This is a genomic window from Streptomyces griseosporeus, assembly GCF_014656055.1.
Taxonomy (GTDB): Bacteria; Actinomycetota; Actinomycetes; order Streptomycetales; family Streptomycetaceae; genus Streptomyces; species Streptomyces griseosporeus.
In genome coordinates, this window is sequence record NZ_BNBR01000004.1 from 464064 (window position 1) to 486643 (window position 22580).

The following is a 22580-nucleotide window of genomic DNA, read 5'->3' on the forward strand; positions in this document are numbered from 1 at the left end:
CCGCTCAAGAGTACGTCACCGGTTGACGTCGCTCCGGCTAACCACTAACGTCACTTTCATCGGTTAGAGCACCTTGCCTGAAAGGGGCAGTCATGACCCTGCGCACCGGCCACATCGGCCTGAACGTCACCGACCTGGACCGCTCGCTCGCCTTCTACCGGGACGTGCTCGGCTTCGCCGTGCTCGGCGAGGGCAAGGAGGAGGGCCGGCGCTTCGCGTTCCTCGGGGAGGGCCCGGCCCCGGTGCTCACCCTCTGGCAGCAGGCCGAGGGGGCGTACGACAGCGGGCGCGCCGGACTGCACCACCTCGCGCTGGAGGCGGAGTCCATCGAGCGGGTCCGCGCCTACGAGGAGGCCCTGCGGGCGTACGGCGCCTCGTTCCAGTACGACGGCGTGGTCGCCCACCGCGAGGGCGCGGCCTCCGGCGGCATCTTCTTCCACGACCCGGACGGCACCCGGCTGGAGATCTACGCGCCGAGCGGCGCCGAAGAGGCTCCCGCCCCCAGCGAGGCCGCTCCGACCTGCGGATTCTTCTAGGCCATGGGCGTCTACCACGCCGGCTCGCGCGCCCTCCAGGACCGGCTGGGGGTGCGTGAGCGCGCCGACCACGTCGGCCGGTCCATCGGCCCGGACATCAAGACCGTCGCGGCCGCCTTCCTGGAGCTCCAGCCGCTGCTGCTGATCGGTGCCGCCGACCCGGCGGACGGGGCCGTCTGGGCGTCGGCGCTGACCGGGCCGCCCGGATTCGTGCGGGCGACGGGCCCGCACCGCATCGCCGTGGCGGGCGGGCTGCACCCGGCCGACCCGCTCGCCCCGGCGCTCGCCACCGACGGCACCCCCGTCGGCACGATCGCCCTCGACCCGCGCACCCGGCGCCGGATGCGCCTGAACGGCCGCCTGCACCCGACGGACCGGGGCTTCGCCGTCGACGCCGAGCAGGTCTTCGCCAACTGCCCGAAGTACATCCAGCGCAGGGAGAGCTACACCTGGGTCGCCGACCGCACCCCGGGCCCGGCCGTGACCGGCACCGAACTGACGCCGGGACAGCTGGCGTCCATCGCGGCGGCCGACACCTTCTTCCTCGCCACCGTCCACGGGAACGGCGCCGACGTCAGCCACCGCGGCGGCAACCCCGGCTTCGTGCGCGCCGTCTCCCCGCGCGAACTGACCTGGCCGGACTACCCCGGCAACGCCATGTTCCTCACCCTCGGCAACCTCGCCGCCGACCCGCGCGCCGGGCTGCTGTTCCCGGACTGGACGACCGGCACCACCCTCCAGCTCACCGGCGAGGCCCGCACCGCGTTCGACGCCGGCGGCGAGCGGACCGTGCGCTTCACCGTCCACCGGGTGATCGAGACCCCGTCCGCGCTCCCCCTGCGCTGGTCGGCGCCCGAATACTCACCTGCCAACCCGGAGCCGCCGCGCTAACTTGCCTGAAATGCGCGCAAAGTTGAGGGTGGCGGCCTACGCCGTGTGTGTCCGCGACGGACAGCTCCTGCTCGCCCGTTCACCCGCCCCCGACGGCACCCCCGAGTGGGTGCTGCCGGGCGGCGGCATGGAACACGGGGAGGACCCGCACGAGACCGTCGTACGGGAACTGGCCGAGGAGACCGGCTACCGCGTCGAGGTCACCGGCCTGCTCGGCGTCGACTCCTCCCGCCACGTCTGGCCCGCACGCCGCCCCTTCGACCGGGCCGTCGACCACCACGGGCTGCGGATCGTCTACGAGGGCCGGGTGGTCGGCGGCGACCTCGCCCACGAGGTGAACGGCTCCACCGACATGGCCGCCTGGCACGACCTGGACGCGGTGCCCGCACTGCGTCACATCCGCCTCGTCGACATCGCCCTGCGGCTGTGGCGGGAGCGGCCCGCGACCGGGCGGGTGTCCTGACCGGGTACCCCGGCGCATGAACACAAAGTGACCGGACTCCGGCCGCCCGACGAGCAGTCGGGGACGCCCGCGGGCGGCCGTGATCCACGTCCGACGATCGGCGTCGCCCGTTGCGGTGACGTTCACGCACAGGTCATCCCCGGTGCCAAGCATCCGACGTGAGCGGGACGTTCGCGTCCGCGACCGCCCGCGGCCACGTCCGCTGCGTCCGCACCCGGGGAGATCGCGCCATGCCGCGCACACGCTCCGTCACCGACCCCGAGCCGGGGTCCGCCCGCCACGCCGACCCCCGGCCGGGGGTCGCCCGCCGTACCGTCCTCGCCGCCGGGGCCGCCGTCTCCGCCTCGGTCGGCACCGGCTACGCCCTGCGCCCCACCGACAGCCAGGCGGCGCCCGCGCCCGCCGCCTCGCCCGGGCGGCGGCCCGCCGTACCGGCAGCCCGGCCCGCCGCCCCCCTCGCCCCCTACACCCGCGGCACCACCCTCGCCTCCGTCGCCACCGCCCCGGCCGGCCCCGCCTACCGCAGGCTCGGCAGCGGCCCCGGCTGGAAGCGGGTCGTCCGCGACGAGCCGGCCGCCGCAAGGACCGGCCGTGCCGGGCGCCGCACCACGCTCGCCGCGTTCGTCCAGCTCACCGACCTGCACGTGACCGACGCGCAGCACCCGCTGCGCCTGGAGTTCCTGCGCACCGCGCTGCCGCACGCCTGGCGCCCGCACGAGGCGCTCACCGTGCACGGCGCGATCGCCCTCGTCGAGCGGGTCAACGCGCTGCGCGCCGGCCCCGTCACCGGCAGCCCGCTGCGGTTCGTCGTCACCACCGGCGACAACACCGACAACAACGCCCGCAACGAGCTGGACTGGTACCTGACGGTGCTGAGCGGCGGCCGCGTCACCCCGAACTCCGGCGACCTGCGCCACTACGAGGGCGCGCTCAGCAGCGGCCTGAACCTGTACTGGCAGCCCGACTCCGCCGCCCGCGACGCCTACAAGCAGCGCGGCTTCCCCCACCTGCCCGGCTTCCTCACCGCCGCGACGCGCGAGGTGCGCAGCCCCGGCCTGCGGCTGCCCTGGTACTCCACCGTCGGCAACCACGACTCCATCCTCACCGGCTGCTTCGGCCACGGCGACAGCCACCTCACCGAGTTCGCCACCGGCGCCCGCAAGCTGTTCACCGTCACGCCCGCCGAGGCCCGCAGGCTCCAGCAGGCCATCAACGACGGCTCCGACCCCAAGGGCCTCGGCCTGCGCGACCTGCTCAAGGCCCACGCCCGCGATCTGCGCCCGGTCACCCCGGACGAGCGGCGCGCCTTCTACACCCCCGAGGAGCACGTCCGCGCCCACCTCGACCCCGCCCGCACCGGCCCCGGCCCCGTCGGCCACGGCTACACCGCCGCCAATCTCGCCGAGGGCACCCAGTACTACACCTTCCGCGTCTCCGACGACGTCCTCGGCATCAGCCTGGACACCACCGACGCCTACGGCACCTTCAGCGGCTCGGTCGGCGAGGCCCAGATGCGGTGGCTGGAGCGCACGCTCACCGCCCACCGCGACGAGTACGTGCTGGTTTTCAGCCACTACACCAGCCGCTCGATGCCCCCCGCGCAGAAGGACCCCGCCCGCCCCGACGAGCGCCGCTACAGCGGCGCCGACCTGCTCGACCTGCTCGGCCGCCACCGCAACGTCGTGGCCTGGATCAACGGGCACGAGCACCGCAACCGGATCACCGCCCACACCGGCGGCGCGCACCCCTTCTGGGAGGTCTCCACCGCCTCCCACATCGAGTTCCCGCAGCTCGCCCGCGTCATCGAGCTGACCGACAACCGCGACGGCACCCTCTCCCTGCACACCACCCTCGTCGAGTCCGCCGCCCCGCACCGCACCGACCACGCCGACCTCGGCCAGACCGGCCTCGCCGCCCTCTACCGGGAGCTGTCCTTCAACGCCAACGAGGGCTCGGTGAAACTGCTCGGGGACCCCGGGGACCGCAACACGGAGCTGCTGCTGCCGAAGGGCTGAAACACGCCCAACCGGGGAGAATCGAGGCAACCTCCGGCGGGCGTGCCGGGTTTCTCCCCGTGATCGCCACGATGACGATCGACCACGACGATGGGGGAAGACATGGCGGTACGAAAAGCTCTGGCGGGCGCGGCGGCACTCGTCGCGTCGGTGGCGCTCGCCGCGCCCGCCCTCGCAGCGGGCCCCGCGCACCACGACGCCACCCGCGCGGCGCTGCGCGCGGCCGTCGCGGACGGCGTGCCCGGCGTCACCGCGACGGTGACCGAGGGCCGCACCGGCTGGTCGGCCACGGAAGGCGTCGGCGACCTGCGCCGCGGCACGCCCCGCTCGACCGCCGACCGGTATCGCGTCGGCAGCGTCAGCAAGACCTTCGTCGCCACCGTCCTGCTCCAACTGGAGGCGGAGGGACGGCTCTCCCTGGACGACACGGTCGAGAAGTGGCTGCCCGGCGTGGTCCGGGGCCACGGCCACGACGGCCGCCGCGTCACGGTCCGGCAGCTGCTCAACCACACCAGCGGCATCTACGACTACACGAGGGACGACGGCTTCGTCCGGACCTACTTCCTCAAGGACGGCTTCCTCCAGCACCGCTACGACACCCTGCGGCCGCAGGAGCTGGTCGCCATCGCCATGTCCCACGAGCCGATCTTCGAGCCCGGCGAGTCCTGGACCTACTCCAACACCAACTACATCCTGGCCGGCATGATCGTCGAACGCGTCACCGGCCACTCCTACGGCGACGAGATCCGCCGCCGCGTCATCGCCCCGCTCGGCCTGCGGGGCACCTCGGTCCCCGGCACGCGGCCGACGCTGCCGCAGCCCAGCAGCCGCGCCTACGGCAAGCTCGCGAAGACGGCGACGGGCCCGACGTACGACGTGACGGAGCTGAACCCGTCCCTGGCGGGCGCGGCGGGCGAGATGATCTCCGACTCGGCCGACCTGAACCGCTTCTACCGCGCCCTCCTCGGCGGCCGTCTGCTGCCGCCCCGCCAGCTGGCGGAGATGAAGGACACGGTCGACACCGCGGGCCACCTGCCCGGCGTCCGCTACGGCCTCGGCCTCGCCGACCGCGAGCTCGGCTGCGGGGTGCATGTGTGGGGCCACAACGGCGGCATCCACGGCTCGGGCACCGACGCGGTCACCACCGAAGACGGTCGGCACGCGCTGGCCTTCAACTTCAACGCCGACTGGACCGGGGACAACGACGCCGTACTGGAGGCCGAGTTCTGCGACTAGCCGCCGATACGAGGAGGGGCCACCACCGCCCCCCTCCGGCGGTCGTGGCCCCTCCTCTCCCCTCCTGGCGTCCGCCCCGGTCCGTCACTACCGGGGCAGCACCACCACATAGGCGGCCGGGTCCCGGTCACCGGCCGCCATCAGGGCCGTACGGACCACCGTCGCCTGCTGCTCCATCGCGTCGCGCAGCTTCTTCGGGGTGATGTGGACGACCGTGATGCCGAGCCGCTCCAGCGTCTCCCGCTTGCGCGCGTACTCCGACCACATGGCGTCCTCGTCCTGCCGGGGGGCGCGCGTGTCCAGCTCGACCGCGACCGCCTGCTCCGGCCAGTACGCGTCCAGACCGCCCAGGTGCGGGCCGCCCGGCAGCCGCAGGTCCACGTTCCACACCGGGTCGGGCAGCCCGTACTCGCGGACCATCCGGTACAGCCGGTCCTCGGCGATCGCCCGGCCCTCCGCCAGCAGCGAGTCCACCGCGTCCACCACATGCGGCCGGCCCAGCAGCTTCGCCTCGTTCAATTCCCGCACGACCGCCGCCGGTTCGCAGTGCCCGCCGCGTACCGCCTCGGTCAGCAGCCGCCGTACGACGCCCGCGTCCGGCAGTTCGGCGACCGCGTCGGCCAGCGCGCGCGGGACCGGCGCCACCGGAACGCCCGTGACCTGCTGGGGCACCGGCAGGACCGGCGTGCGGATCACCCGCGCGCAGCCGATGGAGCGCAGCCGGCGCAGCCGCGGCACCAGGACGTCGATCCTCTCCAGGGAGAGCAGCGGGGGCGTGGAGGTGAAGCCGTGCAGGGTGAGCGCCGCCTGACCGGTGATCATCGCCTCCCGGTAGGCGGGCGGCGTGCCGTGCGGGTCCTCCGCGCCCGGCTGGGCCGGCACCCCCGCCGCCCCCGGCGTGCCCGACTCCCGTGCCGCGTACAGCAGCACCGCGTGCAGCCGCTCCTCGCTCGTGGGCGGGCCCGGGTGCAGCAGGACCACGCCGGGCAGCAGCTGCTGCCAGGCGCCGCCGGGACGGCACTGCTCGGTCAGCTCGGCGGTGGTCACGCCGTGCGTCCGCAGCTGCGCCACCGTCAGGACGCGCCGCCGGCCCGCGGCGAGGTGGCGAAGGGGGCGGGGGGAGGCCGGGGGGAGCGGGGTGTTGTGGTTCATGCCGCTGAGATTCCCGCGTCCGATCCGCCCCTTAACCGCTGTTACACGCCTGTCGACAAAAGCGGACAAGCCTGCACTAAAGGATGCGTGTTCGGATGCCGAGTAGGCGCGGAAAACCCCTGGTCCGAACGGGGTGGACCAGGGGTTACGGCTCCGATTGCCCGAATTTCGTAACGGTCACCGACCGCCCAGGCTCAGGCCAAAGGTCAGGCGGTTGCGGCCTCCGCGTCGCACGCCTGTCCGCGCAGCGCCCGCGCCAGGTCGTCCCGCGCCTCCAGCACCAGCCGGCGCAGCGCCGGGGCCGCGTCCTCGTGCGCCGCGAGCCAGGCGTCCGTCGCGGCAAGCGTCCCGGGGGAGTCCTGGAGGGACGGGAACAGACCGCGCACCACGTGGATGCCGATCTGGATCGACCGCTCGGCCCACACCCGCTCGATCGCCGCGAAGTACTTCTCCGCGTACGGCGCGATCAGGTCCCGCTGCGAGGACTGCGTGAAGCCCTCGATCGTCGCCTCGGTCAGCGCGTTGGACAGCGCGTCCGACTCCACGACCTGCGCCCACGCCTGCGCCTTGACCGCCTCGGACGGGCGGGCGGCCAGGCAGCGCACCTGGTGGCGCTTGCCGGAGGCGGTGTCGTCCCGGGCCAGCTCGGCGGCGAGGACCGCCTCGTCGGCGGCGCCGTGCGCGGCCAGCGGCTCCAGGAACGCCCAGCGCAGCTCCTGGTCCACCTCAAGGCCGTCGATCTTCTCGGTGCCGTCCAGCAGCGCCCGCAGCAGCGCCAGGTCCCCGGCGCCGGAGGCGACCGCCGCGAAGAACCGCGCCCAGGCCAGCTGGTGCTCGCTGCCCGGCCCGGCGGCGCGCAGCTCGCGCAGCGCGCCCTCCGCCAGCAGCCGGGCGCCGGTCTCCCGCCAGGCGGGGGCCGCGTAGTGGACGAGCGCCGACTGCGCCCAGGCGTGCAGCATCTGGAGCACGCCGATGTCGGACTCGCGGCCCGCGAACCGCAGCACCAGGCCGACGAAGTCCCGCGCCGGGAGCAGCGCGTCCCGGGTCAGGTTCCACAGCGCCGACCAGCACAGGGCGCGCGCGAGCGGGTCGGTGAGGTCGCCGAGGTGGGCCTTCAGCGTCTCCAGCGAGGTCTGGTCGAAGCGGGTCTTGCAGTAGGTGAGGTCGTCGTCGTTGACCAGGACCAGCTCCGGCGCCGCCGACCCGGCCAGCTCCGCCACCACCGTCCGCGCGCCCTCGACGTCCGTCTCGGCCCGCGCGTACCGCTCCAGCGTCCCGGCGGCGGTACGGCGGTACAGGCCGACGGCGACGCGGTGCGGGCGCAGCTCCGGGTGGGACTCCGGCGCCTCCTGCACGACGGCCACCTCCTCGACCAGCCCCTCGGCGTCCAGCAGCACCTGCGGGGTGAGGGAGTTGACGCCGGCGGTCTGCAGCCACGAGCGCGACCAGGCGGCCATGTCCCGGCCGCTGGTCTCCTCCAGCACCGACAGCAGGTCGGCGAGGCGTGTGTTGCCGTACGCGTGCCGCTTGAAGTAGCGGCGGGCGCCCTCCAGGAACGCCTCCTGTCCGGCGTACGCCACCAGCTGCTTGAGCACCGAGGCGCCCTTGGCATAGGTGATGCCGTCGAAGTTGAGCTTGGCGTCCTGCAGGTCGCGGATGTCGGCGGTGATCGGGTGCGTGGAGGGCAGCTGGTCGGCGCGGTAGGCCCAGGCCTTGCGGCGGTTGGCGAAGGTGATCCAGGCGTCCTGGAAGCGGGTCGCGCCGACGTTGGCGAAGGTGCCCATGAAGTCCGCGAAGGACTCCTTCAGCCACAGGTCGTCCCACCACACCATGGTGACCAGGTCGCCGAACCACATGTGCGCCATCTCGTGCAGGATGACGTTGGCCCGCGCCTCGTAGGACGCCTGCGTCACCTTGCCGCGGAAGATGTACTCCTCGCGGAAGGTCACCAGGCCCGGGTTCTCCATCGCGCCGAGGTTGTACTCGGGCACGAAGGCCTGGTCGTACTTGCCGAACGGGTACGGGTAGTCGAAGTGGTCGTGGAAGAAGTCCAGGCCCTGCTTGGTGACAAGGAAGACGTCGTCGGCGTCGAAGTAGGGCGCGAGGCCCTTGCGGCACATCGCACCGAGCGGGATCTCCAGCCGGGTGCCGTCCGCGAAGGTCCGCTCGTAGGTGTCGGTGACGTAGTGGTACGGCCCCGCGACCACGCACGTGATGTACGTCGAGATCGGCTTGGTCTCCGCGAACCGCCAGACGCCGTCCGTGAGCTGCCCGGTGCCGTTGCTCCACACCGTCCAGCCCTCCGGGGCGCGCACCTCGAAGCGGAAGGGCGCCTTCAGGTCAGGCTGCTCGAAGTTGGCGAAGACGCGGCGGGAGTCGGCCGGCTCGTACTGCGTGTACAGGTAGACCTCGCCGTCCTCGGGGTCGACGAAGCGGTGCAGGCCCTCGCCGGTGCGGGAGTACGCGCACTGCGCGTCGACGACCAGCTCGTTCTCGGCGGCGAGGTCGTCGAGGAGGATGCGCGCGCCGTCGAAGACCTGGCCCGGGTCGAGGTCCCTGCCGTTGAGCGAGACGGCGGTCACGCTCGGGGCGACCAGGTCGGCGAAGCTGCTCGCGCCCGGCTCGGCGCAGCGGAAGCGGATGGTGGTGACCGAACGGAAGGTGCGCGGCCCGTCGCCGTCCTGCTCGCCGACGGCGGAGCGCAGGTCGAGGGACACCTCGTACCCGTCGACGGACAGCAGTGCGGCCCGCTCCCGGGCCTCGTCACGGGACAGATTCTCACCGGGCACGGACGGTTCTCCCTCACGGCGTCTCGGATGCTGAACAGGACCGATCCTGCCATGTGCTCCTGACGCGGCACAGCGGGAAAACCCTCGCCGGGCAGTGGTCGGGGAGCCGGCGGGAATGGGCGGCGCGGCGTGTGTGTTCCCGCTCCGGAAGACGCTTACCGGTGAACCGTTCCTCCCGAGGAGAGACATGTCGGAGAAGACCCCCGTCGACTTCTGGTTCGACCCGCTGTGCCCGTGGGCCTGGATGACCTCGCGCTGGGTGCTGGAAGTGGAGAAGGTCCGCGACATCGAGGTCCGCTGGCATGTGATGAGCCTCGCCGTCCTCAACGAGAACAAGCTGGACGAGCTGCCCGAGCACTACCGGGAGATGCTCGCGACCAAGGCGTGGGGTCCGGTCCGCGTCGTCATCGCCGCGCAGGAGGAGCACGGCGCGGAGGTCCTCGGCGACCTGTACACCGCGCTCGGCACCCGCATCCACAACCAGGGCATGGGCCCGGAGAAGGAGGCGGTGGCCGCCGCCCTGAAGGACGTCGGCCTGCCCGACTCCCTCCTGGACCACTGGGACGACACCCCCTACGAGGAGCAGCTGCGCGCCTCCCACAAGGAGGGCATCGAGAAGGTCGGCCAGGACGTCGGCACCCCGGTCATCGCGGTCCCCGGCGCCGACGGCGAGCAGCTCGCCTTCTTCGGCCCGGTCGTCACCCCCGCCCCCAAGGGCGAGGAGGCGGCCCGCCTCTGGGACGGCACCCTGGCGGTCGCCTCGGTCCCCGGCTTCTACGAGATCAAGCGCACCCGCACGAAGGGCCCGGACTTCAGCAACCTGTAGTCCCGCCTCTCAGAACCCCTCGGGCAGATTGCCCCCCACCTGCCAGTTGTCCTTGCGCTGGACACGCCGGCACCCGGGGGTGGTGCAGCGGTGATAGGCCGACGGACGGAACTTCTCGTCCCGCTCGCTCGGATACCCGCTCACCACCCCCCGGGTGGCTGCGGCCTCGTCCTCCCGCAAGTCCCTGAAGTACCGCAGGGCCCCCTTACAGGTCGCATTGGGACACCGCACATCACCCATACAGACCTCCTCGACGGAAGAAGAGGAGCGTAGCCCCCACCTGCCGACCGTGACTCCGGAGCCGGCCCAGCGGGAGCCACTCTTCAAGACAAGATCCGTGGAAGGGGAACTTCCGTGGGTGTTAGCACTGTCATGAGACGTATGGGATGGGACGAGTGGCAGCAGTTGAAGGCGGATGCCATCGAGCGCCGGACCGCCGGGACGCAGATCGACAGTGCCGGCAGTTCAGGTAGTGGTGGCGCTGATCTAGTCGTCCACCAGGATGATCTCGGGGCGGTCGGGCACGAAGCCTTTTCTCTGTTCCAGCGTATGCGTGACAAGGTCGACATAGCGGGCGCCGGCGCTGACAGCGGGGGAAGCGGTACGTCTATGCAGGCAGCGACGGAATTGACCGCCCGCAAGTTCACCGCGGGTGCGGAGCTCTCCACGACGGTGGAGGTGTGGACTTCTCAGGTGAAGAGCGTTCTGCAGGCGTGTGCCCACATCTCCAATCACCTGGATTTCTCGCGCAAAACACACGCGCACGACGACGTCAAGATCGGTGTCCAGTTGAGGAACCGCGATGGGTCGGCCGTTCAGGCCTCCGTTCTCGGTAGCTACTTCCACTGACACCCGGGGGACAGCGTGGATTACAGCGACCTGTTGGAAGTCGACCTCGGCACGCTCCAGTCGGCAGTAACAACCTGGAAACAGGTCGTGACCGACTTGGCGGCATTCGCTGACGAAGCCCGAGACGGGATGCAGGCCAAATCCGACCGAGCCCGGTGGGCTGGTGTGAATGCTGATGTGACGCGTGAGTTCGTAACGAAGACCGCGAAGGAGATCGCGGATCTGCACCAGGAAGCGAAAAGTATCTGGAGCGTTCTTGACGACGCGCACAGCGAACTGGAGGCCCTTCAGCGCCGTGCCAAAGCTCTCACCCACGCGGCTGCCAAAGACGGGTTCGTCGTAACGGGTGGAGCAGACGGAACTGTCAAGGTGATGGAAGCGCAATGCACGGTCGAGGGCAGCGGGCAGAAGACGAAAGATCTGCTCCACTGGTACGCCGACACCCTGGCGTCAGTCGTCAGCCACGCAGCGGAGGTAGACGCGGCCCTGACCAGAGCACTGCGAGCGAGCCATGGGGGTGACCCGTCCAACGCAGGCCATGCGACTTACACTTCGCTCGACGAGGACATGTATCCGCGCGCGCAGAAGTTGGCCGGGCTCGGAGATGACGCGAATGAGGGGCAGCGTGCAGAGCTGCGCCGCTTGTGGCAGTCGCTCAGCCCTGAAGCCCGCGCTCGGCTGTGGGCCGAGCACAGAGATGACTTGCTTGCTGCCGGACTGCTCGATCCCCAGGCGAAGCGGGCCGCTGCTGACGATGGATCCGGTGCGTTCGACGTAAAAGACCCAGGCGCCGAGGACTACTGGATCCAGGCGCAGGCGGTCGCCATGGCTAACTCGGGTGACTTCATCGGTTACACGGATGCTGCTCGGCATATGGACCACTACCTCAACGGCACAGGAGAGACGCTCGATCTCGATGTTGACCGAATGCTCTCTGATGATCAGGCACTGCGACTGACTTCGCAGCAGTCCCTCCTCGACCACCAGGACGAGTGGCGTAGACAGGCGCTGGAAGCCTACGAAAGGTCCGGCGGGAAGCCTGTGGCCATACCGATCGAAACCCCAGGACAGGGCTATACACATAGTGACCGAAATTGGTACCTGGCAATCGGCAGAGGTATGACCAATACGACGGGCATGCTCACCGTTGTGCCTGGTGCAGACGGTAAGCCCAAGGTCTCACTCGATTACCAGGTCAACGTCTGGGACCGGTACAACTGGGACCCGGGCAAGCAGACTCCGATCGGGGGGACCGAGGTGACCGACGCTGACATGGCCCGGCTCCACACCACCGGTCTTGCCAAGGAATTCGACATGCGAGGCAGTGGTTCCGTGCAGCACTACGACCTGGGTTCGGGCTCGGGTGAGATTCCTGACCCGGTCGATCCGGGACGCGACGGCACCCGCACGGACATCGGGCGCAACGGAGATGCCAGGTGATGGTGAACCGCTCACGGGCCGTTATGGCCTTGTTGTCAGCTCTGTCCGCCCTCGCGCTCGCGGGATGCGGTGGCGGCACGGGCGGCGGTTCGCGGACGCAACAGGTCCCGTACTGGGCAGAGGGCGTCGGGTTCGCGCAGGTCGCTGAGGAGTTGGGGGTCCCCGTCCCTGCCGCGGCCACGGCCCGCAAGGGGGCCCGGCAGGTCGGGTTTCAGGACGACGTGCTGCTGCTGGCGTTCGTGCTGCCGGACCGGGACGTGAACGGCTTCATCGCCGCGCTGGCGCCGCAGGATCCGCTCGTGCACCGCGAGCGGGCGGTCGCCGACCCCGCCGGTTTCCACCCCACCACGCCCTTCGGGCACCTCGGGCTGCCCGAGCCCGAGACGCTCGACGGGGTGCTCGCGGGGCCCGTCTGCGCGCCCTGCGCCGGGAAGCTGGACGAGCTGGAGGTCGTCGTCGCGCCGCTGGGGGGCGGGCGCAGCCGGGTCTATCTCCGCGGGGTCGACTGATCGCGACAGCGGGAAGCCCCCGTGAGTCACGTCCTCACGGGGGCTTCTTTTATCCGCCTGCCACGTGAAGGGTGAGAAGACGATCACGAGGCAGGAGTCGGTGGGAGGTCAGGGGGTGAGCAGGAGGGGGTTCGGGTGGGACTTCGCCGCCGCGTGGCGGCGGGCGACGTCCTGCCAGTTGACGACCTGCCACATCGCCTCGATGAAGTCGACCTTCTGGTTGCGGTACTGCAGGTAGAAGGCGTGCTCCCAGGCGTCGAAGACCAGGATCGGGGTCGCGCCCTGGCCGACGTTGCCCTGGTGGTCGTAGACCTGCTCGACGATCAGCCGGCCGCTCAGCGGCTCGTACGCGAGGACGCCCCAGCCCGAGCCCTGGGTGGTCGCCGCCGCCTTGGAGAGCTGGGACTTGAAGGCCGCGAAGGAGCCGAAGGACTCCTTGATCGCCTCCGCCAGATCGCCCACCCCGTCGGCCGCCAGCGGCTCCCCGCCGCCCTCCTTCGGGCCGGTCATGTTCTGCCAGTAGATCGAGTGCAGGATGTGCCCGGAGAGGTGGAAGGCCAGGTTCTTCTCCAGGCCGTTGAGCGACCCCCACCGCTCCGCCTCCCGCGCCTCCGCCAGTTGCTCCAGCGTGTCGTTGGCGCCCTTCACATAGGCCGCGTGGTGCTTGTCGTGGTGCAGCTCGATGATCTCGGGGCTGATCACGGGCGCGAGCGCGGAGTAGTCGTAGGGCAGGTCAGGCAGCGTGTAGACGGGCATGGGGAGATCCCTCCGGCTGTTATTGCGAGTCATTCGCAATAACAAGCTAGCAGCAAAAAGCCCCTGTGTGGATCACACAGGGGCTTCTCGGAGAGGGAGGCGTCAGCGGCGGGCCCTCTGCCACGCGTAGCCGACCGCCGCCAGCGCCAGCGTCATCCCGCCGGTCGAGTACAGCTGCACCCGCGTGTCCGGCTCCCGCGCCATCAGTACGAACACCGCCGCCATCCCGGCCAGCGCCACCCACGTCAGCCACGGGTACGCCCACATCCGCACGACCAGCTTCCCGGGCGCCTCCCGCTCCAGCTGCCGCCGCAGCCGCAGCTGCGCCACCGCGATGAAGATCCAGACGACGAGGATCACCGCGCCGATCATGTTCAGCAGCCAGGAGAAGACGTCGTTCGGCCGCCAGTAGCTCAGCAGCACACAGACGAAGCCGACGACGCACGACACCAGCACCGCCACCCGCGGCACCCCACCGGACACCTTCGCCAGCACCTTCGGCCCCTGCCCGCGCGCCACCAGCGAGTAGGCGATCCGCGAGGAGCCGTAGATGTTGGCGTTCATCGCGCTCAGCAGCGCCACCAGCACGACCACGTTCATCAGCTGACCGGCGCCCGGGATCCCCAGCTCGTCCAGGGCGGCGACGTACGGGCCCTTCTCCACCACGGCCTTGGAGTCCCACGGCACGAGCGTGACGATGACCGCCATCGAGCCGATGTAGAACAGCGCGATCCGCCACATCGCGGTGCGCACCGCCCGCGCCACGCCCTGCACCGGGTTCTCCGACTCGGCCGCCGCGATGGTGACCGTCTCCAGACCGCCGTACGCGAAGACCGAGGCGAGCAGGCCGACGACCAGGCCCTCACCGCCGTTCGGCAGGAAGTCCGTCAGGTTCGACGTGCCGGGGGAGTCCGAGCCGGGCAGCACGCCCGCGATGGCCAGCACGCCCAGCACCAGGAACAGCGAGATCGCGCCGACCTTCAGTGCCGCGAACCAGAACTCGAACTCGCCGAAGTTCTTCACCGCCGCCAGGTTCGCCCCGCAGAAGACGACCATGAACAGCGCCACCCACGCCCACTCCGGCGTGCCCGGCAGCCACCCGGTGACGATCTTCGCGGCGCCGATGCCCTCCAGGCCGACCGCCGTGCACAGCAGCACCCAGAACGACCAGCCGGCGGTGAACCCCGCCCACGGCCCGATCGCCCGCTCGGCGTGCGCCGAGAAGGACCCCGACGACGGATACGCCGCCGACATCTCGCCCAGCATCCGCATCACGAGCATCACCAGGATGCCGGAGAGGGTGTAGGCGACGACGATCGACGGGCCGGCGGCGGCGATGCCCGCGCCGGATCCGACGAACAGGCCGGCGCCGATCACCCCGCCGAGGGCGATCATCGACAGGTGGCGCTGCTTGAGGCCGTGCGAGAGGGCGGCGCCCTCCGGCGCCTGCGGCTCCCGCGTCGGCGTGTCCGAGGTCGTGCTGCTGTGCATGGGGGTGGTTCTCCCGTGGGCAAGAGACGGGCAAAAACCCCGCCAGTCTGGGCGGCCCGTCCGCTCACCCGGACAGACCGCCCAGTATCCGGACGCCCCCCTTGCGGAGAGTGATCTTCCGGTTACCTCGCCTCCCTGTTACGCCGCCACGGGCGTGTAGTGCGAGGCGTCGCCCTCCACCGACCAGCTCTCCTTGCCCTCGATGCCCACCGGCACGTCACCGGCGACGGTCACCCGGTGCAGCCGGCGCGGCTGTCCGTCGTAGTTGTCGACGGCGTAGTGCTGGGTGATCCGGTTGTCGAACAGGACCAGCTCACCCTCCGCCCACCGGTGCCGCAGCACGTTCTCCGGGCGCGTGACGTACCCCTGGAGCAGGTCCAGCACCTTGCGGGACTCCCCGGCCGACAGGCCCACGATCCGCTGCGCGAACCCGCCGATGAACAGCCCCCTCTCCCCGGTCAGCGGGTGCACCCGCACCACGGGGTGGACCGTGCGGTACTTGATGGACGTGAACTGCGCGCGCTGCGCGGCCTTCTCCTCGTCGATCTCCTCCTCCGGTACGGCGTAGTCGTAGTCGTTGGTGTGCTCCGCCCACAGCCCGTCGGCGAACCGGCGCAGCGGCTCGGGCAGGTCGCGGTAGGCGGCGGCCGCGCTGGCGATCAGCGTCTCGCCGCCGTACGGCGGGATCGTCAGCGAGCGCAGGCTGGTGGCCTGCGGCGGGTTGAGGACGAAGGTGACGTCGGTGTGCCAGTGGTTGGCCCGGCCCCGCTCGCTGTCCACGGGCAGCACGTTCGGGGCGTCGTCGACGGCACCGACCGTCGGGTGCGCGGTGGTCAGGTCGCCGAAGTGGCGGACGAACGCCTGCTGGCCCGCGTCGTCCAGGCCGCGCGCGTCGAAGACCAGCGCCTTGTGGACGTTGAGCGCCTCCCGGACGGCCGTGACCTCCTCCGGGGCGAGCGGCCGGGTGATGTCGACGCCGGACACGCGGGCGCCGATGCGTGCGGTGACCTTGGTGATCTCCAGGGACATGGGACGGGTCCTCTCCTCGGGCGGGGGCTGCTCAGACAAGGGCTGCGGTGTACTGGTTGACGGGGCGCGGCAGGCCGTAGCGCTCGCGCAGGGTCCGCCGGGGGCCGTACTCGGTGCGGAACAGGCCGCGGGCGCGCAGGATCGGCACGACATGGTCGACGAAGGCGTCCAGGCCGGAGGGCAGCACCGCGGGCATGATGTTGAAGCCGTCCGCGGCGCCCCGGGTGAACCAGGTCTCGATGGTGTCGGCGACCTGCTCGGGCGTGCCGGCCAGGGTGAAGTGCCCGCGCCCGCCGCCGAGCCGCCCGATCAGCTGCCGCACGGTCAGCCGCTCGCGCCGGGCCAGTCCCACGACGAGCGTGTAGCGGCTCTTGGCGCCCTCGACGGCGTCCTCCGTCGGCAGGCCGGCGGGCAGCGGCGCGTCCAGCTCCAGCGTGCCCGGCGCGAGCTGGAGCAGGCTCTCCAGACGCTCCACGGCGTGCCGGTGCACGATGTGCTCCTCCAGCACCCGCTCCGCCTCCCGCGCCTCCGCCTCGGTGGAGCCGAGCACCGGCACGATGCCCGGCAGCACCTTCACGTGGTCGGGATCGCGGCCGGCCGCGGCGGTACGGGACTTCAGGTCGGCGTAGAACGCCTGCGCGTCGGCGAGGGTCTGCTGCGCCGTGAAGACCGCCTCCGCGTACCGGGCGGCGAACGCCTTGCCGTCCTCACTGGAGCCCGCCTGCACCAGCAGCGGGTGCCCCTGCGGACCGCGCGGCACGTTGAGCGCGCCCTCGACACCGAAGTACGTCCCGCGGTGCCGGGGCGGATGGATGCGGCGCTCGTCGCCCCAGACGCCGGCCTCCTTGTCGGCGACGACCGCGTCGTCCTCCCAGCTGTCCCACAGCTTGCGGGACACCTCGACGAACTCGGCGGCACGGGCGTACCGCTCGGCGTGCGCGGGCTCCTCGTCCAGGCCGAAGTTGCGGGCGGCCTCCCTCCCCGCGGTGGTGACGATGTTCCAGCCCGCCCGGCCCCCGCTGACGATGTCCAGCGAGGCGAACCTGCGGGCCAGGTTGTAGGGGGAGTTGTAGGAGGTGGACGCGGTGGCGATGAGGCCGATGTGCTCGGTGGCCGTCGCCAGCGCGGTCAGCAGGGTGAGCGGCTCCAGCGCGCCCGAGGGGCGCTGGCCCACGCTGTTCCACAGCTGGGGGCCGTCGGCGAGGAACAGCGAGTCGAAGGTGCCGCGCTCGGCGATCCGGGCCAGCCGGACGTGGTGCCCGAGGTCCACATGGGCGTACGGGTCGCTCTCCGGAAGCCGCCACGACGCCTCGTGGTGCCCGGTGTTCATCAGGAAGGCGTTCAGGTGCAGCTGCCGGGGATGTTCTCTGCTGGTCACTGGTGGTCCTCCGTCACGCCGAGCGCGGCGAGCAGCCGCTCCCGGTACTCCCCGAGCAGCGGGTCGCTGTACGAGCGCGGGTGCGGGCGGTCGATGGTCAGGTCGAGGCCGATGCGGCCCCCTTCGAGGACGAGCACGCGGTCGGCGAGCACGATCGCCTCGTTCACGTCGTGGGTGACGAGCAGCACCGACGGCCGGTGGCGCTCCCACAGCTCCCTCAGCAGGCCGTGCATCCGGATCCGGGTGAGCGCGTCCAGCGCCCCGAACGGCTCGTCGGCCAGCAGCAGTTCGGGTTCGCGGACCAGGGAGCGGGCGAGCGCCGCCCGCTGCGCCTCGCCGCCGGACAGCTCGCCGGGCCAGGACCGCTCCCGGCCCGCGAGGCCGACCTCGGCGAGCGCCTCACGGCCCTTGGCGGCGGCCTCCTTGCCGTCGGTGCCGAGCAGGACGTTGTCGAGGACGCGCCGCCAGGGCAGCAGCCGCGAGTCCTGGAACACCACCGACACCCGCTCGGGGGCGACGAGTTCACCACTGCCGGTCACCTCGTGGTCGAGGCCGGCGACCGCCCGCAGCAGCGTGCTCTTGCCGGAGCCGCTGTGCCCGAGCAGGGCGGTGAACTGCCCGGCGGGGATCTCCAGGTCGATGCCGTCGAGGACGGTCCGCCCGTCGAAGGAGCGGGTCAGCCCCCGCAACGAGACGGCCGGGCGGGTCAGTTGCTCAGTGTGCGGCGCCACGACAGCACCCTCCGTTCGACGATCCGGACCGCGCTGTCGGAGACCAGGCCGAAGACCCCGTAGACGAGCAGGCCGACGAGGATGACGTCCGACTGGCCGTAGTTCTGCGCCTGGAACATCAGATAGCCGAGCCCGCTGGTCGCGTTGATCTGCTCCAGGACGACCAGGCCCAGCCAGGAGCCGGTCACCCCGAGCCGCAGCCCGACGAAGAAGCCGGGCAGCGCGCCGGGGATCACGATCTGCCGGACGAAGGCCAGCCGGGACAGGCCCTGCACCTCGGCGAGTTCGACGAAGCGGTGGTCGATGCCGGACAGCGCGGCGTGCGTGTTGAGGTAGATGGGGATGTAGACGACGATCGCGATGATGGCGATCTTGAAGGTCTCCCCGATGCCCAGCCACAGGATGAACAGCGGGATCAGGCCGAGCGTCGGGATCGCCCGGTTGAGCTGCACAGAGCCGTCGATCAGCGCCTCCCCGACCCGGCTGAGGCCGGACACCAGGGCGAGGACGACACCGGCGGTCAGCCCGATGGCGAAACCGGCTCCGGCGCGCTGGAGCGAGGTGAGGATGTCGGTGGTGAGGGTGCCGTCCGTCCACAGGTGGACGCCGGTCCTCAGCACCGTCCAGGGCGCCGGGACCGCTCCCGGGTCCAGCCGTCCGGCGGCGGAGGCGGCGGCCCACACCGCGAGCAGCAGGGCCGGGCCGACCAGCCGGGAGGCGGGCAGCCGCCTGCCGGGGGCGAGGGAGCGGCGGCGCCTGCGGGCGGCCGGCGCCGTGACCGGGGCGAGGACGGGTGCGGTGGCGGCGGTGGTCGTGGTGGTCGTCATGGCCGTCACCTCCGGTATTCCGCGGGTACGGAACGGGCGGCGATGCCCTCGAAGCGGTGGTCGAACAGCGAGCCGACCTTGAACGGCTTGACGAAGCCGCCCTCGGCGAGCAGATCGGCTGTCTCCTGCTCCCAGCGGATCGCCTCGTCCCAGGTCGGCGGGAACAGCGGCTTGTTGGCGAGCGCGCTGATCGACTTCGCCTGCTGGAGCGTGAGGTTCTGCGTCCCCACGTAGAACTCCTCGTTCCAGATGTCGGGGTGCTCGTACTGCCACACCTGGCCCTGCGCCCACTGCGGGATGTACGCGGCGATCGCGGCGGCCTTCGCGCGGTCGTTCAGCACGGACACCGGCGCCCACAGCAGGTTGAGCAGGTCGACCACGTCGGTGGGGATGCTGTGGGCGCCCTTCGGGCCGTACTGCTTCAGGTACGCCGGTGCCTGCTGGTTGGCCAGCGGGGCGATGTCGACCTGCCCGGACTGCAGGGCGGTGAGGAACTGGTTGCTGGTCAGCGGCACCAGCTTCACGTCGTCGTAGGCCAGGCCCGCCTTCTTCAGCGCCCGCAGCAGCACAACGCCCTGCGCCTGCCCCTGCGAGAACGCGAGCTTCTTTCCCCGGAAGTCGGCGACCGACCGGATGTCGCTGCCGGGTTTCGTGGCGAAGAGGTAATTCGGCTTGCGGGTGATGTTGATCGCCACGATCTTCGCGGCGAATCCCTGGTAATGCGCCTGGATCGGCGGGATGCCCGCGTTGTTCGCGAGGTCCAGGGACTTGGCGCGGAAGGCGTTGATGACATCGGGGCCGGCGCCGATGTTCAGCCAGTTCGACACCTTGAAGGGCAGCGGCGGCAGTTTCGCCAGCTTGAACTGCAGTTGCTGCACGTTCTGGTACGAGGCGATGTTCAGGCTGGTGCCCGCCGGGACCTTGTCCAGCAGGGCGGCGGTCGAGGCGGCCTCGGTGGTGGCGGCGCTCGACTCGGCGCAGCCGCTGAGGCCGGCGACAGCGGCGGTGACACCGAGCACGGACGTGAGGAACAGCCTCCGGTCGAGACCGGGGGCAGCGGAGGACGGCATGGGAGAACTCCCTGGGATTTCACGCGGAAAGGCGGAACTGCGGAAAGACGGGAAGGCGGAGAGAAGGCGTGCGGAACCCCGGCGCGGAAGCGGCAGGAAAACGGGGCTGCAGGCAGGAGAAGTACGCGCTCCAGGCGCGTCAACGCGTCAGCAACAAAGGGTGCGACAGCTCATGGGAAGGATGGTCCCGGTCACGGATGACCCCTGTCAACATTCGAAGTTTCTGAATTAATTAAGGTCAGGTGACACGGCCAGCGGATCCCGGTAGAGCGCGTCGAGGGCGACCGCCCCGCCTGCCACGGCCAGCACCGAATCCGGGAAACTCGTCGGCAGCACGGACGCCGCCCGCTCCGCCCCGACCGCGGCGCGCAGCGCCTCCAGGCAGTCCTCGCGGTGGATCGAACCGATCTCGGTGACGACGACGGTCTCCGGGTTGAGGACGTCCAGCAGCAGCGCCACCGCCCGCCCCGTCATCCGGGCCCGCTCCACCAGCAGCCGTACCGCCACCGGATCGCCGGCCGCCGCCGCGCGCACCACGTGCACCGGGTTCACCCCGTCGGTGACGCCCGCCGCCCGGGCCCGCCGGCACAGCGTCCGCTCGCTCAACTCCGCCTGCAGGCAGCCTCTACGGCCGCAGCCGCACGGCTCCCCGCCGCCGGGCAGCGGAAGGTGGGCGATCGCGCCGGCCTGCGAGCGCGGCCCGTGGTGCACCTCGTCGTGGGTGGCGAACGCCGCGTCGACCACGTTGCCGGCGAACAGGTGCAGCACGCTGCGGCTGCCGCGAGCCCGTCCGAACAGCCGCTCCGCGTTGACCAGGGCCCGGGCGTGCCCGTCCACGTGGACCGGCAGCCCGGTGCGCTGCTGGAGCACTTCGTGCACGGGGACGTCCCGCCAGCCGAGCAGCGGATGGTCGACGATCGTGCCGGCCTCGTGGTCCACCCAGCCGCCGGCCGCGCAGCCGATGCCGAGGGCCCCGCTGCCGGGCGCCGAGGCCAGCAGTTCCGCCAGCGCGTCCGCGGCCCGGGCCAGCACCCGCACCGGGTCGGCCGGGTCGTGGGCCAGCTCGCGCCGTGCCACCACCCGGCCGCGCAGATCGAGCAGCGCGACCGTGGTGTACGGCACCGCCACGTGCACCCCGCCCACCACATGACGGCGGTCGTCCAGGTCGAGGGGCACGTGCGGGCGCCCCACGCCTCTTGCCTGCCGGGGCGCGGCGGCCTCCCGGATCAGGCCGCGCTCGGCGAACAGGGCGCAGTAGTCGGTCACCGACGCCGGCGACAGCCCGGTGAGCCGGGCTATGGTGCTGCGCGCCACCGGGCCGTGCTCCAGCACGGACCGCAGGATGACGCTCGCACTGGTGCGCCGCCGGTCACGGTCGGCGACCCGGGGGACGGTGGACAGGGGCAGGGGTGTCGCGGTACGGGGCATGGGCCACTTCCTCGGGAGCCGGTCCGACACTGCGCCGATTCGATCGGCGGGCCGGATCCGCTCCGCCCCGCCTCACACCGGACGGCGACAGGCGGCCGCACTCACGCGCCGCAGGTCGACATGGCGACGCGACGAGAAGTACCGGGCCTGGGCAACCATGCGGTCGAACCTAGCAAAGCGGCCGACGGCTGCCCAGACGCCGACCGACGGGCGAGACGGCCGTCTCACAGACGCCGCCTTTGGTGGAACCCCACAGCCGTCGGAACCACCCGACGGCCGGCCCCGGGTATCCCCGGCCACCTCACCGCAGTGACCGGTATCACGTCGAACCGGGTGTAACCCGCACGCGTTGTGCGAAGCCCACCATGGCGCCGATCCCGGCTTTGTCGGCGGCTGACGGTGATCGGCCGACGGCCGCCGGTATAGCGTCACGGTGTCCCCTGATCACCCATCCCCGCGGAGACCCCATGAGCACCGCCGCCACTCCCGTCCGCACCGGACAGGTCCTCGCCGACCTCCTCCCGGCCTCCCGCGTCCGCGACGCGGCCCTGGTCCTCGGTGGCGCCGCCCTCACCGGCCTCGCGGCCCAGATCTCCGTGCCGATCCCGGGCACCCCGGTGCCGGTGACCGGCCAGACCTTCGCCGCGCTGCTCGTCGGCACCTCCCTCGGCGCCGGCCGGGGCTTCCTCTCCCTCGCCCTGTACGCGCTCGCCGGCATCGCGGGAGTGCCGTGGTTCGCGGGCGGCGCCTCCGGCGCGGCGGCCCCGTCGTTCGGCTACGTCCTCGGCATGCTGCTCGCCGCGACCGTCGTGGGCGCGCTGGCCCGCCGCGGCGGCGACCGCAACGTGTGGCGCACGGCCGGCACGATGCTGCTCGGCGAGGCGATCATCTACGCCGTCGGCGTCCCGTACCTGGCCCTCGCCACCGGCATGACCGCCTCGGCCGCGATCGCCGCCGGCCTCACGCCGTTCCTGATCGGCGACGCCCTCAAGGCGGCCCTGGCGATGGGCCTGCTGCCGACCGCCTGGAAGCTGGTCGACAAGAAGTAACGCCCCGGGGGCAGCCCCAGGCAGCCCCCGCCGGAAAGCCCCGCAGCGGTGGAGTCCCCGCAGCCGGGCAGCCCCCGCATCACCCTCCGAAGAGGCCCGCCGGGTCGTACAGCGA

General features: G+C 71.6%; 20 protein-coding genes. 10 read left to right on the forward strand and 10 right to left on the reverse strand.

What is annotated here, in order from left to right; all coding sequences use genetic code 11:
- The first annotated feature begins 92 nt into the window (after nucleotides 1-92).
- From IE308_RS21085 to IE308_RS21105, 5 genes are all read left to right on the forward strand, one after another.
- Nucleotides 93-536: a VOC family protein gene (locus tag IE308_RS21085; RefSeq protein ID WP_110628191.1), complete on the forward strand. Its 444-nt coding sequence runs from the start codon at nucleotides 93-95 to the stop codon at nucleotides 534-536.
- 3 nt (nucleotides 537-539) lie between these two features.
- Nucleotides 540-1427, forward strand: a complete 888-nt coding sequence (locus IE308_RS21090) for a pyridoxamine 5'-phosphate oxidase family protein (protein WP_190219124.1) — start codon at nucleotides 540-542, stop codon at nucleotides 1425-1427.
- 10 nt (nucleotides 1428-1437) lie between these two features.
- A complete protein-coding gene (locus IE308_RS21095; RefSeq protein WP_190219125.1) occupies nucleotides 1438-1890 on the forward strand; it encodes an NUDIX hydrolase in 453 nt (150 codons plus the stop codon).
- 230 nt (nucleotides 1891-2120) lie between these two features.
- On the forward strand, nucleotides 2121-3905 hold the full coding sequence (locus IE308_RS21100; RefSeq protein ID WP_190219126.1) for a TIGR03767 family metallophosphoesterase: 1785 nt from the start codon (nucleotides 2121-2123) through the stop codon (nucleotides 3903-3905).
- A 102-nt stretch (nucleotides 3906-4007) separates the two neighbouring features.
- Entirely contained in the window at nucleotides 4008-5141 is a 1134-nt protein-coding gene (locus IE308_RS21105; protein ID WP_110628187.1) for a serine hydrolase domain-containing protein, read from the forward strand.
- Nucleotides 5142-5228: 87 nt separating this feature from the next.
- Here IE308_RS21105 and IE308_RS21110 read toward each other — a convergent pair whose 3' ends face one another.
- Nucleotides 5229-6293 (reverse strand): hypothetical protein, encoded by a 1065-nt coding sequence (locus IE308_RS21110; RefSeq protein ID WP_110628186.1) that lies wholly within the window; start codon nucleotides 6291-6293, stop codon nucleotides 5229-5231.
- A gap of 206 nt (nucleotides 6294-6499) precedes the next feature.
- Nucleotides 6500-9082 carry an aminopeptidase N gene (pepN, locus tag IE308_RS21115; RefSeq protein WP_190219127.1) on the reverse strand — a complete coding sequence of 861 codons (2583 nt, stop codon included), beginning with the start codon at nucleotides 9080-9082 and terminating at the stop codon, nucleotides 6500-6502.
- A gap of 187 nt (nucleotides 9083-9269) precedes the next feature.
- Here pepN and IE308_RS21120 point away from each other — a divergent pair, with 187 nt between their 5' ends.
- The 4 genes from IE308_RS21120 (at nucleotide 9270) to IE308_RS21135 (ending at nucleotide 12706) form a co-directional block, all read left to right on the forward strand.
- Nucleotides 9270-9908: a mycothiol-dependent nitroreductase Rv2466c family protein gene (locus IE308_RS21120; RefSeq protein WP_110628184.1), complete on the forward strand. Its 639-nt coding sequence runs from the start codon at nucleotides 9270-9272 to the stop codon at nucleotides 9906-9908.
- A gap of 381 nt (nucleotides 9909-10289) precedes the next feature.
- Nucleotides 10290-10757: a hypothetical protein gene (locus tag IE308_RS21125; RefSeq protein ID WP_190219128.1), complete on the forward strand. Its 468-nt coding sequence runs from the start codon at nucleotides 10290-10292 to the stop codon at nucleotides 10755-10757.
- A 15-nt stretch (nucleotides 10758-10772) separates the two neighbouring features.
- Nucleotides 10773-12197 (forward strand): hypothetical protein, encoded by a 1425-nt coding sequence (locus IE308_RS21130; protein ID WP_190219129.1) that lies wholly within the window; start codon nucleotides 10773-10775, stop codon nucleotides 12195-12197.
- Between the two features lie 152 nt (nucleotides 12198-12349).
- Nucleotides 12350-12706, forward strand: a complete 357-nt coding sequence (locus IE308_RS21135) for a hypothetical protein (protein WP_190219130.1) — start codon at nucleotides 12350-12352, stop codon at nucleotides 12704-12706.
- Nucleotides 12707-12814: 108 nt separating this feature from the next.
- On the opposite strand, the gene IE308_RS21140 is transcribed toward IE308_RS21135, so the two are convergent.
- The 8 genes from IE308_RS21140 to IE308_RS21175 all read right to left on the reverse strand — a co-directional run bounded on the left by IE308_RS21140 (nucleotide 12815) and on the right by IE308_RS21175 (nucleotide 21416).
- On the reverse strand, nucleotides 12815-13462 hold the full coding sequence (locus tag IE308_RS21140) for a superoxide dismutase (RefSeq protein ID WP_190219131.1): 648 nt from the start codon (nucleotides 13460-13462) through the stop codon (nucleotides 12815-12817).
- A gap of 102 nt (nucleotides 13463-13564) precedes the next feature.
- Nucleotides 13565-14953, reverse strand: coding sequence for an amino acid permease (locus IE308_RS21145; protein ID WP_190219132.1), 1389 nt, complete (start codon nucleotides 14951-14953; stop codon nucleotides 13565-13567).
- Between the two features lie 138 nt (nucleotides 14954-15091).
- Complete coding sequence (locus tag IE308_RS21150) at nucleotides 15092-15982, reverse strand: TauD/TfdA dioxygenase family protein (protein WP_110628179.1); 891 nt, start codon at nucleotides 15980-15982, stop codon at nucleotides 15092-15094.
- A 31-nt stretch (nucleotides 15983-16013) separates the two neighbouring features.
- Nucleotides 16014-17360, reverse strand: a complete 1347-nt coding sequence (locus IE308_RS21155; protein ID WP_268256487.1) for an LLM class flavin-dependent oxidoreductase — start codon at nucleotides 17358-17360, stop codon at nucleotides 16014-16016.
- Entirely contained in the window at nucleotides 17357-18091 is a 735-nt protein-coding gene (locus tag IE308_RS21160; protein ID WP_190219133.1) for an ABC transporter ATP-binding protein, read from the reverse strand. The genes IE308_RS21155 and IE308_RS21160 overlap by 4 nt, the downstream gene beginning before the upstream one ends.
- A complete protein-coding gene (locus tag IE308_RS21165) occupies nucleotides 18067-18918 on the reverse strand; it encodes an ABC transporter permease (protein WP_190219134.1) in 852 nt (283 codons plus the stop codon). The genes IE308_RS21160 and IE308_RS21165 overlap by 25 nt, the downstream gene beginning before the upstream one ends.
- A gap of 5 nt (nucleotides 18919-18923) precedes the next feature.
- Nucleotides 18924-19988 (reverse strand): ABC transporter substrate-binding protein, encoded by a 1065-nt coding sequence (locus IE308_RS21170; RefSeq protein WP_190219135.1) that lies wholly within the window; start codon nucleotides 19986-19988, stop codon nucleotides 18924-18926.
- 228 nt (nucleotides 19989-20216) lie between these two features.
- Nucleotides 20217-21416 carry an ROK family transcriptional regulator gene (locus tag IE308_RS21175; RefSeq protein WP_190219136.1) on the reverse strand — a complete coding sequence of 400 codons (1200 nt, stop codon included), beginning with the start codon at nucleotides 21414-21416 and terminating at the stop codon, nucleotides 20217-20219.
- A gap of 467 nt (nucleotides 21417-21883) precedes the next feature.
- Here IE308_RS21175 and IE308_RS21180 point away from each other — a divergent pair, with 467 nt between their 5' ends.
- Nucleotides 21884-22465 carry a biotin transporter BioY gene (locus tag IE308_RS21180; RefSeq protein WP_110628175.1) on the forward strand — a complete coding sequence of 194 codons (582 nt, stop codon included), beginning with the start codon at nucleotides 21884-21886 and terminating at the stop codon, nucleotides 22463-22465.
- The last annotated feature ends 115 nt before the right edge of the window (nucleotides 22466-22580 follow it).